The organism is Kutzneria sp. CA-103260, from assembly GCF_018263855.1.
GTDB lineage: Bacteria > Actinomycetota > Actinomycetes > Mycobacteriales > Pseudonocardiaceae > Kutzneria.
This window is the reverse complement of the sequence record NZ_CP073318.1, coordinates 1738372-1755392: the sequence shown is the minus strand read 5'-3', so window position 1 is coordinate 1755392 and position 17021 is coordinate 1738372. Positions and strand designations below refer to the sequence as shown.

13 protein-coding genes and 2 tRNA genes are annotated in these 17021 nt (G+C 70.6%); 5 read left to right on the top strand and 10 right to left on the bottom strand.

The features are described 5' to 3' along the window. Window positions 1–98: 98 nt before the first annotated feature. The gene (locus JJ691_RS07755) at window positions 99–692 is read right to left on the bottom strand and encodes a TetR/AcrR family transcriptional regulator (protein ID WP_211768103.1); all 594 of its coding nucleotides are present in this window, start codon (window positions 690–692) and stop codon (window positions 99–101) included. A 200-nt stretch (window positions 693–892) separates the two neighbouring features. Further along, a complete protein-coding gene (locus JJ691_RS07750; protein WP_249227761.1) occupies window positions 893–3115 on the bottom strand; it encodes a TerD family protein in 2223 nt (740 codons plus the stop codon). Window positions 3116–3224: 109 nt separating this feature from the next. On the opposite strand from JJ691_RS07750, the gene JJ691_RS07745 reads away from it, so the two are divergent. Next, window positions 3225–3668, top strand: a complete 444-nt coding sequence (locus tag JJ691_RS07745; protein WP_211768102.1) for a GNAT family N-acetyltransferase — start codon at window positions 3225–3227, stop codon at window positions 3666–3668. Between the two features lie 21 nt (window positions 3669–3689). On the opposite strand, the gene JJ691_RS07740 is transcribed toward JJ691_RS07745, so the two are convergent. The 8 genes from JJ691_RS07740 to JJ691_RS07705 form a co-directional block, all read right to left on the bottom strand. Continuing rightward, window positions 3690–3762, bottom strand: a tRNA-Leu gene (locus JJ691_RS07740). Between the two features lie 15 nt (window positions 3763–3777). Next, window positions 3778–3852 (bottom strand) — tRNA-Phe (locus tag JJ691_RS07735). A 408-nt stretch (window positions 3853–4260) separates the two neighbouring features. Then, window positions 4261–4407, bottom strand: coding sequence for a hypothetical protein (locus tag JJ691_RS07730; protein WP_211768101.1), 147 nt, complete (start codon window positions 4405–4407; stop codon window positions 4261–4263). Between the two features lie 526 nt (window positions 4408–4933). Further along, complete coding sequence (locus JJ691_RS07725) at window positions 4934–5974, bottom strand: NAD(P)-dependent alcohol dehydrogenase (RefSeq protein ID WP_211768100.1); 1041 nt, start codon at window positions 5972–5974, stop codon at window positions 4934–4936. Next, window positions 5974–6912 (bottom strand): TIGR03619 family F420-dependent LLM class oxidoreductase, encoded by a 939-nt coding sequence (locus JJ691_RS07720; RefSeq protein ID WP_211768099.1) that lies wholly within the window; start codon window positions 6910–6912, stop codon window positions 5974–5976. Before JJ691_RS07720 ends, JJ691_RS07725 begins: the two co-directional genes overlap by 1 nt. A gap of 110 nt (window positions 6913–7022) precedes the next feature. Next, entirely contained in the window at window positions 7023–7661 is a 639-nt protein-coding gene (locus tag JJ691_RS07715) for an HD domain-containing protein (RefSeq protein ID WP_211768098.1), read from the bottom strand. A 95-nt stretch (window positions 7662–7756) separates the two neighbouring features. Next, window positions 7757–10153, bottom strand: a complete 2397-nt coding sequence (locus JJ691_RS07710; protein ID WP_211768097.1) for a beta-glucosidase family protein — start codon at window positions 10151–10153, stop codon at window positions 7757–7759. A gap of 48 nt (window positions 10154–10201) precedes the next feature. Further along, the gene (locus JJ691_RS07705) at window positions 10202–10984 is read right to left on the bottom strand and encodes an SGNH/GDSL hydrolase family protein (RefSeq protein WP_211768096.1); all 783 of its coding nucleotides are present in this window, start codon (window positions 10982–10984) and stop codon (window positions 10202–10204) included. A 63-nt stretch (window positions 10985–11047) separates the two neighbouring features. Between JJ691_RS07705 and JJ691_RS07700 the strand changes: the two genes are divergently transcribed. From JJ691_RS07700 to JJ691_RS07685, 4 genes are all read left to right on the top strand, one after another. Next, complete coding sequence (locus JJ691_RS07700; protein ID WP_211768095.1) at window positions 11048–11611, top strand: PadR family transcriptional regulator; 564 nt, start codon at window positions 11048–11050, stop codon at window positions 11609–11611. Between the two features lie 117 nt (window positions 11612–11728). After that, complete coding sequence (locus tag JJ691_RS07695) at window positions 11729–12472, top strand: thaumatin family protein (RefSeq protein WP_249227760.1); 744 nt, start codon at window positions 11729–11731, stop codon at window positions 12470–12472. Between the two features lie 11 nt (window positions 12473–12483). Next, window positions 12484–13284, top strand: coding sequence for a glycoside hydrolase family protein (locus JJ691_RS07690; protein ID WP_211768093.1), 801 nt, complete (start codon window positions 12484–12486; stop codon window positions 13282–13284). A gap of 204 nt (window positions 13285–13488) precedes the next feature. Then, window positions 13489–16851 carry a phosphodiester glycosidase family protein gene (locus JJ691_RS07685; RefSeq protein WP_211768092.1) on the top strand — a complete coding sequence of 1121 codons (3363 nt, stop codon included), beginning with the start codon at window positions 13489–13491 and terminating at the stop codon, window positions 16849–16851. The last annotated feature ends 170 nt before the right edge of the window (window positions 16852–17021 follow it).

Genomic DNA, 17021 nt, shown 5'->3' with positions numbered 1-17021 from the left:
GATAGTGCACGACCCCGCCCTTAATGTAGGAAATCCTTCATTAAGTGCCAGTCTGCGGGCACCCGAGGGCTAATGCAAGTTTTCTTTCACTAGCAGTGTCAGCCGTCGCCGAGCGCGCGGTCGACCAGCTCGGCCAGGTCGGCGTCAGGCGCGTCGTAGCCGAAGATGGCCCGTAGGTAGACCGGCGCGAGCACGAGGTCGAAGACCCGGGCCACGCTCGGCGGAGTGGTCCCGGCCGCCGCGGCCGCCCGGTCGAACACCGCCTGCATCTGGTCCGTGCGACGGCGCAGGTACATCGCCGCGTCCGCACGGGCCTGGTCGCTGTGGTTGCCGCCCAACGGCGAGGTCGCCGCCGCGAGCGCCCGGTAGAGCGCGAACCCCTCCGGGCTCTTCACACTCGCGGCCACGCCGCTGACCCAGTCCAGCAGATCCCGCCGCAGATCCCCGGTGTCCGGGAACGGAGCTTCCTCGGTGAGCTGGGTGATCGCGACGTCCAGCATCAGCGACTCGACGGTCCCCCACCGCCGGTAGATCGTCACCTCGCTGACCCCGGACCGCTCCGACACCTCGCGCACGGTCACCGGGTCGCGGCCCTCGGCCAGCAACCCGCGCACGGCGTCGTGCACCGCGGTCCGGTTCCGCGCGGTGCGCCCTCCGGGACGGACCTGACCGCCTCGGTCACTCTCAGCCATGCCGTCAGGTTAGAGGACCATCCACGACAGCACCGACGTCTGGAGCCACGTCAGCAGGCACAACGCACAGTCGCCGGGCACGGTGAGCCGTGCCCGGCGACTGTGTGGTCGGAGCGAGGAGAGGGAGGGCACTAGACCATTCCAAGGATGAGTAGAAGGAAGTCCCCTCATGGCCTCGCCTGGCCAGGATATCGGGCCGGTCAGGCCGGGATCAACCGGTTCAGCCGGTCCAGCGTGATCACCTCGGTCCCGTCCGGCAGACCCTCGGGCCGATGCACGCCGACGAACGTGGCCGCTGTCGGCAGTTCCGCACCGGGAGTCCAGGTCGTCACCGTCGCGCCCGCGGCGCGCAACAGCTCCACCAGGTATGCGACGGTGAGATACCGGCTGCCCAGCATGCCCTTGGCCAGCAACGAAGTGCTGCCCCGGTTGGCCTCCACCCGGTTGAAGTCCGGCGAGCCGGACAGGTAGAGGTGCAGCCAGGTCGCGGTCCACGTGCCGTCCTCGCCACGGCCGAACATGACCGGCAGCGCCACGCGGCCGGGGCCGCGCATGTCCGACCGGGTCCGCACGGTGCGGGCCTCGAACGGCATTCCCTCCTGCGCGCTGGAACGCGTCATCCAGCCGAACATCGACTCAGCGACCTCGTCGAACCCCTCCCCGGAGTAGATGTTGACCTGCGGCACGACGTAGGCCGCGTCGACCGAGTCCAGCGGCAGGTCGATGAACTCGGTCGCGCCGTCCGGCGCCTCGGTCACGTCGCCCGAGTACACCGCACCGCCGTCGTGGTACTGGGTCCACGACACGTGTCCGGCGTACTGGAAGTCTTCGTCCAGCAGCAGCGCGGACAGGTCGAAGTCGGTGCGCCGGCTGGTCTGCCGCCAGTAGGTGAACAACCGCAACACCTCCCCGTCCACCCGACTGCGAGAACCCCTTGGCAGCACGGCAAAACCGTCCTCGCCGGCCTTGCCCGACAGCGGCAGCGCGATGTCCAGCACGGCCGGGTCGACCACCACGTGCTCGTAGCCGGACAGCCGACGGGTCAGCTCCGCGTCGATCAGCGCGCACGCCCGCGCGATGACCTCCGGCGGCAGCGGCGGCCGCGTGTCCTCCGTGACCCACGCCCGAAGGGCACGGTTGGTGAACACGCGTGCGGCATCCCGGTCGGCGCGGTTGGCCAGGTGCTCACGCACCGAGCACAGCACCCGCCCAGACACCGACCCGAGCACCTTGCCGGCCGCGTCGAGGACCGCTTGCGTGGCAACGTCGTTGTCGGCCTGACGCAGCAGGCGGTCCAGCGACCGCAGCAACATGCCCGGTGCCGTCGCAAGAATCACCGCGGCGCCCAACACATCACCGGCGGCGAACGCCACCTCCGCCCGCCCGGCCAGCGTCCGGGCCGTCTTCTCGCCACGCGCGACCGCGAACACGTCGGCGGCGTTCGGGAACTGCGGGTACTCGTGCGGGTGCAGGTACTCGCCGAGCCGCTTGAACCGCCGCGCGAACCGCGTGACGTCACCGAGCTTGGCCTCGTTGCCCGCCACCACTCGATCCAGCGCCGCGAGCAGGACACGCCGCTCACGGCGGGAAAAGCTGCGGAACCGAGTCGGCTCGACCAGCGTGACATCGCCGCCACTGGCCTGGCACGCAGTGCGCAGCACGTCCGCCACCGTGTCCACGGCGACCAGCGGCCGTCCCGCGAGCAAGCGAACGGCGTTGAGCACGGCCCGGTTCTCCCGTACCGGCACCGCCGCCAGTTCCACGGCACCGCAGACCCCGGCGAGGTCGGCCAGCAGCAGCCGGTCCGCCTCGCCCAGCGGCGTGGTGGACTCGGCCAGCGACCGGTACAGCTCGCGGGTCTCCTCCTCCAGCGTGCCGCCCAGGCCTACGACGGTGATCCGGTCCTTGACCGAGGCGATCAGCTCGTCGTGCGCGGCCAGTAGTTCCGCGTAGGTGTGCTGGTAACGGCCGTACCGGGGCAGGTCGAGCAGCCCGACCAGGCGCAGATCGAGCAGCGCCAACAGTTCCTTGTCGGTCGGCTTGGAGCCGGGAGCCACCAGGGCTTCGCGCAGGCACCGCACCCAGAACTTCATGGTGTCCGGCACGCCATGGGGAAAGTCGCGAAAGTACGCGTTGTGCCGCACGTGGTCGCCGACCAGTTTGCGGACCGCGGCCACCAACTCTGCCGCGAGGTCCGTCGCCGCGCCCGGCTCCAGCCCCGACACGTGCTCTAGCAGCTCCCGCGTCGCCGCGAACCCCACGCCGACCAGAACCGCGTCCATCTGCCGAGCCACCACCGAGCCATCCCCCGCCGGCCCAGCGCCCAGCGGCACCCGCAGCGTCTTCTGGATGATCGTCTGGGCCTGCATGGTCACGTCCTCGGGTCGTGTGGGGATGGCGAAGTCGGTGGCGGGGCCACACATGCGGAACAGAACAGTGTAGAGACCCGAACCCGGAGATACGTCGGCTTTGCAGGCCGCGTCACGACCGTCGTGAAGTGGGCCGGGGGTAAGGGCATCTAGGGTTGCCCGCATGCCGGTTCTGATCCGTTCGGCCGTCGAGGCCGACCTGCCCGCGCTGCTGGCGCTGTACGCCGAGCTGCACCCCGCCGACCCAACCCTCACGCCGGCGGTGGCGTTGCGGGCCTGGCGGGCCATCGAGGCTCAGGCCGGGCGGACGGTCCTGCTGGCCGAAGTGGACGCGGTGGCCGTCGGCACCGTGGACTGCACGACGCTGCCCAACCTCACCCGGGGCGCGCGGCCGTTCATGCTGGTGGAGAACGTGGTCGTGACGGCCTCGCGCCGTCGATCGGGCATCGGCTCGGCACTGCTGGACGCCACGGTCGCCCTCGCGCGGGAGACCGACTGCTACAAGATCCAACTCCTCTCTCGTGGCACCCGCCTCGACGCGCACGCCTTCTACGAGGCGCGCGGCTTCCAGACGGTGGCCAAGGGGTATCGGCTCTATCTCGACTGAAACCGGGATCTGGTGGTGCGGTGCCCCTGCCAGGACTCGAACCTGGACTGACCGGATCCTAAATCCGGCGCCTCTTCCATTGGGCTACAAGGGCTTACGCGGTGCTGCGTGGTGGCTCCCCGGGGGATCGAACCCCGACTTCCGGGTCTTCAGGCCGGTGCTCTGCCGGTTGAGCCAAAGAGCCAGGCGGTGCTGAACGTCGGACGCCCGCGAGTCGAACGCGGTGACTCCTGATCCCAAATCAGGCGGGTTGGCCGTCTCCCTCGCGTCCGGGGATACGTCAAGGTGGGGTCCGGCCGCACGCCCAGGCGCGGCCGGACCCCGCGGCCCGCGTCCGCCGCCTCGGTTGGCGGCGGAGACGGGCGCTGGAGAAATGTCTGCTCCGCTGTGTAGCTGTCAAAGAACCACACCGACCCAAACGAAATGGGCGGCGTAACGCACCGACGGAGGGAGTCGAACCCCCGGGAATCGGTTTTGGAGACCGTTCCACTCCGTTCCGGAAGCTCGCCGGCGTAAACAATTCAGGCACACGAAATGGAGAAAGCCGCCCGGATCGGTTTCCCGACGGGCGGCTCCCTTGACGTGACGGGTGCTACGTCACGTCAAGGGAGCCCGCGCTGGCCAGATCCTGTCGCGGTTGCCAGAACAGGAGCTGACAGAGGTCGTTCGACGGGCAGGCGGCAGCGAACGCGGCGGCCAGTCGCTGGCGCTGCGTGCCTCGCTCCCGCGTGTTCGTCATGACCTCTCCTCTGTCGGTGTGCATTCATCCTCACCCAGCCGCCCGGCCGAGTCAATCCCATTTAGCGCGGATTTGTGAAATCGGGGTGGCCTGCCGGCTGCAAGTGGTGAAGGCGATGGTGGCCCCTTCGTCATGAAGGGCCCCTTCCTCACGTTGAAGGCGGTGAAGGGGTCCTTCATGACGTTGAACGTCAGGGAAGGTCCCTTGATCTTGGGCTGGGCTGACGCACTTCGGGAACACGGACTGGACGGAGTGGACCAGCCCGTGCGGGCCGGTCCACTTCGGACAGTCGACTGCGTCAGCGTCGTTGATCCCCACGGCCGCCCCCTCGACCCTGCGCGGCGGCAGCCCCAGCTGCGTCCCGCCCCGGTGTCGGCCACGGCCGGCCCCGCCTGCCGATCGTCAACGCCACGGCCGCCCCTCAGGATTCCGCCAGCTCGTCCGAGCATCGCTCGGGAGCACAGCGGCTACTGCCATGGCACCAGATCGCCGAGTCCCGCCCATCACCTGGGACAGGCCGCCGTGGTCAGGCCGGCACGATGACGGCGCGGCCGGTGATCTCGCCGGCTTCCAGGCGGCGGTAGGCCTCGGCGGCGTCGTCGAGGGGGAACGTGGTGATCTCGGCGTGCAGGCGGCCGCGGGCCGCGAGGTCGAGGACTTCTTCGAGTTCGGGGCGGCTGCCCCAGTAGGTGGTCTGCACGGACAGCTCGTGCGGCACGGCCCCGAACCGCACCGGCAGGGCGCCGCCGCCGAGACCGATGATCGTGAGGTCACCCATCATGCGACTCGCGGCCGCGCCGAGAGTAACGGTGTGAGCGTTACCCACGCAGTCGAAGATCACGTCCGCGCCACGGCCGTCGGTCAGCTCACGGATCGCCTGCGCGGTGTCCGCCCCGGCCGTGAGCGTGTGATCCGCCCCGGCCCGCTCGGCCAACGCCAGCGCTTCGGCGCGGGTGTCCACGGCGATCACCCGAGCCGCCGTGGTGGCGCGGAGGATCTGCACCGCGAGATGGCCCAGGCCACCGATCCCGATGACCACCGCCGTGGCGCCGGGGAACAATGTGGGCCAGGAACGGCGAATCGCGTGGTACGGGGTGAGCGCCGCGTCGGTCAGCGGGGCCGCCGTGACCGGGTCCAGGCCCGCTGGCAGCGGGATCAGATGGCGCGTGGAGGGAACCAGCAGCAGCTCGGCCATGCCCCCGTCGCCGCCCAATCCGGGCGCCAGGGACCCACCCGCACGGTTCTCGCAGTACTGCTCGATGCCCAGCCGGCATCGAGCGCATGTGCCGCAGCCCCAAGGTCCGTAGACCGCGACGGCTTGGCCGACCTCGACATCCGTCACTCCGGGGCCGAGCTCGTGGATCCAGCCCGCGTTCTCGTGCCCGAGCGTGAACGGCGGCTCGAACGGGACCTGGCCCGGCCCGAACTCCCGGATCAGGTGCAGGTCCGAGTGGCAGGCCCCGGCCGCGCCGACCCGAACCACGACCTGCCCCGGCCCCGGCCGCGGCTCCGCGACCTCGGTCAGGACCGGATCGGATTGCCAGCGCTCCAACCGCAATGCCTTCATCATTCCCCCGTCGGTTGCCTCAGACCGGCTTCGGTCACGGCGGTCATCAGTGCACCAGCCTTGTCAACCATCTCACCGGCCGAGCGGGCGTCGAGAATGGCGATCAGAGCCTCGTCCGCGCCGGCCTCCGCGTACGCCGCGAGGTCGGCGACGACCTGGGCCATCGAGCCCTGGCCGGGCATGCGGTCCGAGCCGAGGTCCGCGGCCGTGACCAGCGGGCGCACCTGCGGGTACAATCCCAATTCCGCGGGATTGCGGCCGTGGCCGGCGGCGAGGTCGCGGATCCGCTTCCACTGGCCGGCGACCGCGACCGGGCCGAGGCCGGACGGGATCCAGCCGTCGGCCTTGCGTGCGATCCGGTCCAGGGCGACGTCGGTCTTGCCGCCGCCGAGCAGAATCGGCAGGCGCGCCAACGGCTTCGGGTTCACCAGCGCGTTGTCAACGACCATGCGACTGTCCTGATAGGACACCGGGTTCGAGCCCCACAAAGCCCGGCAGGCGTCGATCGTCTCCTCCAGCGACCGGCCGCGGCGGCGGAAGTCCGCGCCCACAGCCCGGAACTCGTCGCTGGACCAGCCAGCACCCAGCCCGAGCACGGCGCGGCCACCGCTCAGCTGGTCCAGCGTCGCCATGGTGCGGGCCAGCAGGTGCGCCGGGCGCAGGCCGGCGACCAGGATCCCGGTGCCCAGCCGCACCTTCTCGGTGACCGCCGCCGCCAGGGTCAGCACGGTCAGCGGGTCCGTGGTGTGTCGGTACGCGTCCACCCAGGGCAACCCGGGCACGCCGGACATTCCATCGGCCGGCGCCAGCGGGAACATCACCCGCTCGAACGCCCACAGGCTGTTGTAGCCCGCCCGTTCCGCCTCGCACGCCACCGTGATCACGTCGTGCCGCGCGTCCGCCAACTCGCCCTGCGGCAGGTACAGCCCGAATCTCATCGTCCAACGATAACGCCGTCGATCATGGCCACGGCCGACCGCGCCCGCTCAGGCAACGGGGTGTGCCCGCCGGCGGGTCGGTCGGGTGCCCGATCGGCCTGCCCGCGGGGTCAGCTCGGCCAGGCCGAGCTGAGGATGCGCTGCACGCTGGTGGTGGGTTGGAAGTCGGGCAGGAAGTGCGCGATGACGTCCGCGTTCACGGTGCCGATGGTGGTCTCCGGGCGGTCCTTCTGCCCCTCGAAGTAGGCGCGCAGGAACTCGTTCTTGAAGTCGCCACGGGGATGCGCGGCGAGGATCTCGCCCACCTGGTCGGCGTTCAGGCCGGTCAGGCCGAAGCCGACGATGTCGGTCAGCACGCCGAAGTGCAGGGTGGCGATCTCCGGCCCCATCCGCCCGGGGATGCCCGGCGTCGTGTGCAGCGCGATCGCCGACCACACGGTGTCCGCGGCCGCGGCGGAGAAACCGTGGGCCAGCAGGAACTCGCGCCCATGGTCGGCGCCATCGACCTCGAAACGCTGCTCCGCAGCGGAGAACGGCGTGCTCAGGCCCTTGTCGTGGAACATGGCGGCCAGGTACAGCAGCTCCGGATCCGGCCGCACCCCCAGGCGCTCGGCGTGGATCTGGGCGAAGAGGAAAACCCGATGGGAGTGGTGGTAGAGGAGCGGGCTGATCGTCTCCTGGATGAGCCGGGCGGCTTCGGCGGCCGCCGCCGTCTCGGGAATCTCCACACCCGCGATGACCTCTGACATGATCCCTGCGCTTTCCCTGTGAGCACCGTCCGCTGTTCATGCTGCCGGCGGCCACTCCCGCTGTCCCGGCCTCATCAGGACAGGAATCCCATGTATCAGGACATGGTGGCAGTCAACGGGAGATCCACCGCGGACGTGCCGACGTGCACCTGGAAGGCACCGGTCTCATAATGCCAGCCGCCCGGCTGCCAGTCGGCGAAAGCCCGCCGTGGCACCGGAATGGTCACCTCCGCGGTCTCCCCAGGTCCGATGTGGACGGACGTGTGCGCGGCGAGCCAGCGGACCGGGCGGTCGACCGCCGAGTCCGGGCGCGAAAGGTACACCTGGACGACCTGCTTGCCAGCGCGGTCGCCGTCGTTGCGCACGGAGACCCGGACATCGGTGCCGTCCACCCGAAGATCGCTGAGCGTCCAGGAGGTGTAGCCGAGCCCGGCCCCGAATGGGAAAGCCGGGGTACGGCCGGCCTTGAGCCAGGCCCGGTAGCCGATGTGGATGTCCTCGGCGTAGCGCAGCACGCCGTCGACCGGGGTGACGTCGAGAACCGGCACGTCCTCCAAGGCGCGGGGCCAGGTGGTGGGCAGCCGGCCGCCGGGTTCGACCGCGCCGAGCAGCACGTCGGCGAGAGCGTGGCCGGTCTCCTGCCCGCCGAACCAGGACACGAGCATCGCCGCGACGTCGTCGGCCCACGGCAGCAGCACGGGCGCCCCGGAATTGACGACCACGACGGTCGGGGTGCCGGTCGCCGCGACCGCGCGGACGAGATCGTCCTGGCGTCCGGGCAAGTTCAGGTCGGTGCGGTCGAAACCCTCGGACTCGACGGCGGAGTTGGTGCCCACGACCACAACCGCCACCTCGGCGTCGGCCGCGGCCCGCGCCGCGGCGGCGATCAGGTCCGCCGGGTCGGCGTCGTCGGGTTCACGGCCCAGGGTGATGCCCAGCGTGCCGCTGAGGCCCGGCCCGGAAGCCAGGTCGAACTCGACCCGCAACTCGATCGGCACGCCGGCGGTCACGGTGACCGGTACGGATTCCGACGGTGGGGACAGCAAGCTCGCGCCGAGGTCCGTGCCGACGGCCTTCGCCTCGGCCTCCAGCCGCAGCTCGCCGTCGACGAAGACCCGGCCCCGGCCGGCGGCCGCGAACCCGACCCGGGCCGTGCCGGTCGTGTCCGAAGTCCAGGCGCAGCTCAGCTCCACTGTGGCGGCCGTGTCGAGCGGGACGTCACCGCCGAGGTAGACCAGCGCGGTGGCCAGCCGGTCCTCCCGGAACAGCTCCCGCCCGTCCTCGTCGAGGAACCGCACGAGCAGACCGGGCCCGCCGGTGGCCGGGTTGGTGATCTGCGCCAGCGGCAATGCCGCGATGCCTTGCTGGACAACGGCTCCGAGCGAGTAGGTCAGCTCCGCGTCGGGCAGCGCCGCCCGCAGACCGTCCCAAAGGGACACAACTTCCTCCGGCAGCACGGTCGCGGAGCCGCCGCCCTGGGTGCGCGCGTCTCGGGCGTTGTGGCCGATCACGGCGACCCGCCGCAGCGAGGGCGGCAGCGGCAGCAGGCCGTTGTTGGACAACAACACCGTGCCCGCCGCCGCGGCCTCGCGGGCAAAGGCGACGCCGTCCTCAGCCACGGGAGCGGCCGGCGGCTCGACTCCGTCGAGGGCACCGACCCGGGCAGCCAGCCGCAGCAGCCGCAGCACCTTGCGGTCCACCACCGCCTCCGGGATCCGGCCGTCGCGGACGGCCGCCACCAAGGCCTCGCCCCACGGCCCGCGCGGTCCGGGCATCACCAGGTCCTGGGACGCCTCGGCGGCGGCGAGGCTGCGTACGGCGGTCCAGTCGCTGATCACCACCCCGTCGAACCCCCACTCGGAGTTCAGCGGCGTCTCCAGCAGTTCGTGCTCGGTCGCGGTGACGCCGTTGATGCCGTTGTAGGACGACATCACCAGCCACGCGCCCGCGTCGGCGACCACCCGCTCGAACGGCAGCAGGTACAGCTCCCGCAGGGCCCGCTCGGAGACCTCGCTGCTGGCGGTGAACCGCTCGGTCTCGTAGTCGTTGGCGACGTAGTGCTTCGGGGTGGCACCGACCCCGTTGTCCTGAAGGCCTCGCACGTAGGCGGCGGCGAGGTCGCCGGTGAGCACCGGATCCTCGCTGAACGCCTCGAAATGCCGGCCGCCCAGCGGCGACCGGTGCAAATTGATCGTGGGCCCGAGCACGACGTCCACGCCCTTGCGCCGGGCCTCCGCGGCGGCGACCGCGCCGTAGCGGCGGGCCAGGGCCGGGTCCCACGAGGACGACAACGCCGTGGCGGACGGCAGGTTCAGCGACGGCGACCGCTCATCCCACACCTCGCCCCGCACCCCGGACGGGCCGTCGGAGACCAGGATCCGCCGCAGGCCGATCTTCGGCTCAGGCCAGGTCGACCAGAAGTCGCGGCCGGTCAGCAGCCGGACCTTCTCGTCGAGGCTGAGCCGGGAGAGCAAGTGCTCGAAGTCGGTCATACGGCCTGCCTAGCACAGCTGCGGCCCGGCCCGCTAACGGTCGTCCGCTCAGGTGGTGACCGGAGTCAGCGTTGGGCGTTTGGCGGTGCGGCCGTCCCCGGACGACCGACCGCGAAGTCGGCGCAGGAGCCACGGTCCCACGAACACGGCCAGCCACACGGCCTCGGCGCGGACCCGGTGGGCCCAGGACCAGGGGCGGGGTGGCAGCGGCTGGCTCCAGGACCGGTCGCTGCCGGGCAGCCCCAACGCCTCGGCCATCGCCCCGGCGATGCGGGCGTGTCCCTCCGGGTTGGCGTGTATCCGGTCGACGGCCCAGATTCGGGGGTCGGTCGCCGCCGCGTGCGGATAGAAGTCGGCGACCGCCACCCCGTGCCGGGCCGCCGCGGCGCGGATGAGGGCGTTCAGCTCCAACACCCGCGGCGCCAGCGGCCGGAACAGCGGCGACATCCTTGCCACGTCAGGGAACGTGAACGTCGCCACCCGCGCGCCGGCGGCGGTCAGGGCGGCGAACATGTCCTCGAGATGGCCGGCCACGCGCGCGGCGTCGAACCCAGGGCGGATCATGTCGTTGAGACCGGCCGCCACGGTGGCCAGATCGGGTTTGAGGGCCAGCGCCGCGTCGAGCTGTTCGGCGCGCACCTGTCCGGCCAGTTTGCCGCGCACCGCGAGGTTTGCGTACAGCACGTCGGGGCTGCTGGCGGCGACGCGGGTGGCCAGGCGGTCGGCCCAGCCGATCAGGCCGTGCTGGTCGTCGCCGTCGCCGACGCCCTCGGTCTGACTGTCGCCCAGCGCGACGTAGCGCCGATAGGTCGCGCCCTCCGAAAGAGTCACGATATTAGCGTAGTTTACTACTAAATAAGTTGTCTAATCACCTATGACGACTAGGCTTGGCCCATGACGTTGCGCAACGCGGTGCTGGCCGCACTGCTGGAGGGCGAGTCCTCGGGGTACGACCTGGCCAAGGGGTTCGACGCCACCGTCGCCAACTTCTGGACGGCCACCCCCCAGCAGCTGTACCGGGAGCTGGAGAAGATGGAGGCCGACGGGCTGCTCTCGGCCCGGGTCGTCCAGCAGGAGAGCCGGCCCAACAAGCGCATGGTGTCCCTGACCGAGGCCGGCCGGCGCGCGCTGCACGAGTTCACCGCCCAGACTCCCCGCCCCAGCGCCATCCGCGACGAGCTGATGGTCCAGATCCAGGCCGTCGACGCCAGCGACGGCGACGCGGTGCGCGCGACCCTCAACGAACGCAAGGAAAGCACCGAGGCCAAGCTCGCCCGCTACGAGCGCCGCCGCGCCCGGATGCTCGCCGGCCGAACCGAGCAGGAGTACCTGCACCAGGCCAAGCGCATCGGCCCCTACCTCACCCTGATGCGGGGCATCGCGTTCGAGCAGGAGAACATCCGCTGGATCGGCCTCGTGCTGAGCGTCCTGGACCGACGGGCCGCCGCCGTCGGCTGACGGGCGGATCCGTGACACGTGTGGGCGGTAAACGCGCCGGCGTGGGGACGATTCGTTGACACCTCAAATACAGCATGTGTCTAATCGATCGCGCACCGTAACAAGAAGGGAGTGCTCGTGCGCTTTCGACGGCTATTGCTCGCGCCACTGCTGGTGGCGGCGTTCGCGACACCCGTGACGGTGGTAGCGGCGCCTGCGGCGTCCGACCACACGGTGACTTTCGTCAACCAGTCGGGTCAGACACTCTGGATCGGCAGCGAGGTGAACGCGGACGGGTCGGTGAACTTCGCGCACCTGCCGACGTTGGCCAACGGCCAGTCGGCGACGGTGACGATCCCGGAGGACCGGTCGCCGAACCACTGGCGTGGCCGGTTCTTCGGCCGGCAGGGGTGCACGGGATCGGGCGGCTCGTTCCACTGCCTGGTCGGCGACTGCGGGCCGGCGGCGGATCACTGCACCACCGGGCAGCAGCCGGTGAGCCTGGCCGAGTTCAACTTCGACCGGGGCGACGCGGCGGCCCCGTGGTACGACGTGAGCTACGTGGACGCCTTCTCGGTGCCGGTGACGATCGCCCCGAACAACGCGCCGCCACCGCCGTCGGGCGGCGGGCCCTGCCAGGTGATGGGCTGCCCGGGCGACATGATGCAGTACTGCCCGCCGGCCGACCTGAAGAAGAACCCGAACACCGGCAAGCCGATGGTGTGCGTGAACCCCAACCGTGACGCGGAGACCGACTACAGCAAGGCGATGTCGGCCCACTGCCCGTACGCCTACTCGTGGTCCAAGGGCGACACCACGCCGGGCAACCAGGTGATGCGGAACTGCTCGAAGTGTTCCGGCTTCACCGTGACCTTCCACTGACGGCGGCCGCGATGCGCATCCGACACATCCTCATCTTCGCCGCGGCGCTGGCGGTGCTGGCGGCGACGCCGGCCCAGGCGGCCACGACGCCCCGCAAGGGCGTCAGCACGATCACCTTCGGCGGGGCGTCCCAGGACATCAAGGACGTCGGGGCGTCCTGGTACTACAACTGGTCGAGCGGCACGGGCAGCATCGCCAAGCCGGCCGGCAGCGAGTTCGTGCCGATGATCTGGGGCGCGGCCAACGTCAACGCGAAGGACCTGGCGCAGGCCAAGCAGCAAGGCAAGGTGCTGCTCGGCTTCAACGAGCCGGATCTGGCGGGCCAGGCCCAGATGCCGGTGTCCAAGGCCCTCGACCTGTGGCCGCAACTACAGGGCACCGGCCTGCGCCTGGGCGCCCCGGCGGTGGCCGGTGACGGCGACCAGGCCGGTGGCTGGCTGGACCAGTTCATGTCGGGGGCGGCGTCGCGGGGCTACCGCGTCGACTTCATCCCACTGCACTGGTACGGCTCGGACTTCTCGTCCAAGGCCACCGGCCAGCTCCAGAGCTATCTACAGGCGGTCTACAACCGCTACCACAAGCCGATCTGGCTGACCGAGTACGCGCTGATCAACTTCTCCACCGGCAAGGAGGTCTGCCCGTCCCAGCAGCAGCAGGTGGACTTCGTGAAGGCGTCCACGGCGATGCTGGAGCACCTGTCGTTCCTGGAGCGCTACGCCTGGTTCACGCTGTCCACGGACGGCCACTGCTCGGGGCTCTACACCGGGACCACACCGAACGCCACCGGGCAGGCCTACCGCGCCGTCGGCTGATAACTATTCACAAGCTTCGAAGCGGTGCGGACGGTTTGCCGTCCGCACCGCTTTCCTTCGTCTGGCGGCTATCCGGCCGACACCCGGCGGTGATGGGGTGAGCTGACCGAATGGCTCGACGGAGGAGTCCGGATGCCTCAGCGCCATCGTTGTTGGAAAAAAACTTGCAGTGTCCTACTGGGGGTCACCCTCGCCGCCGGCACCGTGCTGGCCGGCAACGCCGCCGCCGATGAGTCCACAACGGACAGACATGGCGGCGGTTCCTGGTTACCGGCCACGCCTTCCGCGTGGAACCTGGTGGTGGACCAGAACACAACGCCGGCGACCACGATCACCAGGGGCGTGACCGAGCGGTCCGACACGCTGGACACCGTCGGCGGCCGGCAGCACACCCAGGTGATGGACGTCGACCTCGGCGACCCGAACGTCCGGCTCGGCGTGGTCGAGGCCGGCGACACGCTCACCTATCCGGCCGACGAGACCATCGGCTCGATGGCCGCCCGCACCCACGCCGTGGCCGGCGTCAACGGCGACTACTTCGAGATCAACGCCAGCGGCCGCCCGCTCGGCGGCGTGATCAGCGACGGCCAGGTGCTCAAGAGCCCCCGCCCCAACTACAACGCGCAGCTGGGCGTGCGGGCCGACGGCAGCATGGTGATCGGCCCACAGACCTACACCGGCACCATCGCCGACGGAACAGCCACTTCCCCGCTGGCCTCGGTCAACGTCGTCAACGACGAGGCGGCCGGCCTGATCACCCGGATCACTCCGGCCCTCGGCGCGACGACCCTGTCCGCGCCGGCCACCCTGGTCACAGGTCATCGTGACGGCGCGAACCTGGTGGTGGAGGCGGTCAGCACCGGCGTGACGTCGCTGCCGGCCGGCATCGAAGGTCTGGCCGGCGGCGGAGCGGGCGGAACCTGGCTCGCCACCACGGCGCACGTCGGCGACAGCCTGGCGATCACCGAGCGGATCAGCCCCGACAACGGGCTCAAGCAGTTGCTCAGCGGCGCCACCCAGCTGGTCAAGGACGGCGCGGTCTACACCGACCCGACCGGCACACCGCCGAGCGGCGTGAACCCGGAAACCGCGATCGGCCTGAGCAAGGACGGCCGGCACGCCTTCCTCGTCACCCTGGACGGCCGGGCCGGCGAAACCACGGCGGTCGGCGTGACCCCGGCCCAGGCCGCCGGTTATCTGGTCCAGCTCGGTGCCTACTCCGCGCTGTTGCTCGACGGCGGCGGCTCGACCGAGATGATCGGCCGCAAACCCGGCGACACCAAGCCCTCCGTGCTGAACACACCGTCGGACGGCAAGGAACGGCCGGTGGCCAACGGTTTGTTCGTGTACAGCACCAACCCGACGCCCGGCCCCGCCACGACGGTCGTGATCAACGGCGGCAAGCCGGTGACCACGGTGCCCGGGGGCAACATCGACGTGCCGGTGTACGCCACTGATCAGCGGGCCAACCCGGCCGCCGGGTCGACCGATGTGCGGGTGCTGCCGCCGGGCCTGGCCGACTGGTCGGCCGGCAAGCTCACCGTGCACCGCCCCGGCCTCGGCGTGATCGTCGCCCGCAACGGCCGGGTAGTCAGCACCCAGCCACTGCGGGTGGTCAGCCGGCTCGGCTCGCTCGCGGTCACACCGGACCAGGTCGATCTCACCAACGGCGCGACCCGGCAGTTCACCTTGTCCGGCACCACTTCCACCGGCGAGGCCGGGTCGGTGCTCGGCGCGGACCACAAGCCGTCCCAAGTGGACATTCCCGCCTCGGCGGCGCACTGGACCGTGAACCCCGCCACGCTGGGCACAGTCAACGCCGACGGCCTGTTCACCGCGGCCGCGGACGGCGTCGGCCTGGGCACGGTGACCGCGACCGTCGGCGGCGCGACGGCCACCGCCAGCGTTGCGGTCGGCTCCCGCAGCAAGGTCGTGGCCGACCTGTCCGACGTGGCGAACTGGAGCCTGCGCAACACCACCGGCATGCCGGCGACGATGAGCCTGGGCACCGGTCCCCTGCCGCCGGGCATCACCGCGCCCGGCTCCTTGCAGCTGGCCTACACGGTGCCGGCCGGCCCCGGCGTGAAGCAGCTGGTGTTCTGGGACAACAACGACATCACCGTCGGCGCGGACGGCGGCGCCGACCCGACCGGCATCGGCCTGTGGGTCAACGGCGATCGCAACGGCCTGATCCTGCACGAGCAGTACGTGCAGATCAACGGCCAGGCCACCGCGTTGGCCGAGACCAACGTGACCTGGCAGGGCTGGCGGTTCTACACCGCGCAGGTGCCGCCCGGCACCCAGTTCCCGCTCTCCCTGGACTATCTCGACTTCCTCGCCGTCAATCCGAGCACCACGGTCAGCGGCACGCTCCAGGTCAGCGGGCTCACCGCGCTCTACTCGCCGCGACCGGTCGCCACCCCGCCCTACACCGCCATCCCGAACAACCCGTCCTGGTTGCAGTACAACGAGGACCCGGCCCGGTTCAGCCGCTCCGGGTCCACCCTGCTGGCCGGCGACGACGCCCATCTGCTGGCCAACGATCCGGGTTCGGCCAGCCGCAACGTCATCAGGGCCATCGGCGACCGACTTCCGACCCTGCCGACCCAGGCCAGGCCGACGGCCGCGCAGTTCCTCGGCGACATGTCGGACGACGGGCAGCCGGCCGATCTGGCCTACGCCAAGGACACCATGGCCTCGCTCGGCCTGCCGTACCGGGACGCGGTCGGCAACCACGAGATCAGCCAGGGCGCCCTGCCGGAGAACGGGAACTTCACCGCCGCCTTCGGCGACACCCACTACGCCTACCGGTTCGGGGCGGCCCAGGTGATCGTCACCGACAGCGCGCACGGCGGCCTGCTGTCCTCGGACAAGTACAGCGTGCCGGCGGAAGCCCAGTATCCGTGGCTGGTCGCGCAGCTGTCGGCGGCCACCAGCCGGGCCGTCGCGGTGGTGACGCACATGCCGGCCTACGACCCGCATCCGGTGGCGAACAGCCAGTTCAGCGACCGGTGGGAGGCCCGGATGTACGTCCGGCTGATCCAGCGCTACCAGCAGACCCACCCCGACCGGCACGTGATCATGGTCTACGGGCACTCGCGCGGCTTCGCCGACCAGACCCTGGATCCGACCGGCCAGCCGACCGACACCGCCCACGGCGGCATTCCCCAGCTGACCATCGCCGACCTCGGCATGCCGCCGTACGCGCCGCCGGACCAGGGCGGCTTCTACAACTTCGCCCTGCTGCACGTGACCGGTGACGGGAGCTTCCAGTTCAGCGTGGAGCCGGTGCTGGCGTCGATCGGCGTCAGCGCGCCGAAGCCGACGCTCGCCGTCGGCGACACCGAGCAGCTGGCCGCCTCCGGCACCGCCGTCGGCGGCGACAACCAGCCGCCGCTGGTGCTGCCGATCGCGGACCCCGCCTCGCACGTGTGGTCGTCCAGCGATTCCCGGGTGGCGTCGGTGGACGCCCGGACCGGAAAGCTCACCGCCCACCATTCGGGAACGGCCGTGGTGTCCGTGACCAGCGGTGGGATCACCGGATCGGTCACGGTCACGGTGTCGTAGCTCGGATTCGCCGGGCGGCCCGACGCGGGCGGCCCGGCGACCGGGAAACGCAATACACGCCTTTCCCGTGTATGTAGGTAAAAAGGGCAGCAGTGCCCACAGTGTGGACACCATTCGTCCAGTCAGCCGCCGACGCCTGCTCCTGCCGTGCCAAGCGGTCTCGTTACCTC

Bases quoted from the DNA above. Each gene is read 5' to 3' on its own strand.
- JJ691_RS07720 (WP_211768099.1), bottom strand. From the start codon at position 6,912: ATGAGATTCGGGCTGTACCTGCCGCAGGGCGAGTTGGCGGACGCGCGG.
- JJ691_RS07710 (WP_211768097.1), bottom strand. From the start codon at position 10,153: ATGACCGACTTCGAGCACTTGCTCTCCCGGCTCAGCCTCGACGAGAAG.
- JJ691_RS07700 (WP_211768095.1), top strand. From the start codon at position 11,048: ATGACGTTGCGCAACGCGGTGCTGGCCGCACTGCTGGAGGGCGAGTCC.
- JJ691_RS07750 (WP_249227761.1), bottom strand. From the start codon at position 3,115: ATGTGTGGCCCCGCCACCGACTTCGCCATCCCCACACGACCCGAGGAC.
- JJ691_RS07745 (WP_211768102.1), top strand. From the start codon at position 3,225: ATGCCGGTTCTGATCCGTTCGGCCGTCGAGGCCGACCTGCCCGCGCTG.
- JJ691_RS07690 (WP_211768093.1), top strand. From the start codon at position 12,484: ATGCGCATCCGACACATCCTCATCTTCGCCGCGGCGCTGGCGGTGCTG.
- JJ691_RS07715 (WP_211768098.1), bottom strand. From the start codon at position 7,661: ATGTCAGAGGTCATCGCGGGTGTGGAGATTCCCGAGACGGCGGCGGCC.
- JJ691_RS07730 (WP_211768101.1), bottom strand. From the start codon at position 4,407: ATGACGAACACGCGGGAGCGAGGCACGCAGCGCCAGCGACTGGCCGCC.
- JJ691_RS07755 (WP_211768103.1), bottom strand. From the start codon at position 692: ATGGCTGAGAGTGACCGAGGCGGTCAGGTCCGTCCCGGAGGGCGCACC.
- JJ691_RS07725 (WP_211768100.1), bottom strand. From the start codon at position 5,974: ATGAAGGCATTGCGGTTGGAGCGCTGGCAATCCGATCCGGTCCTGACC.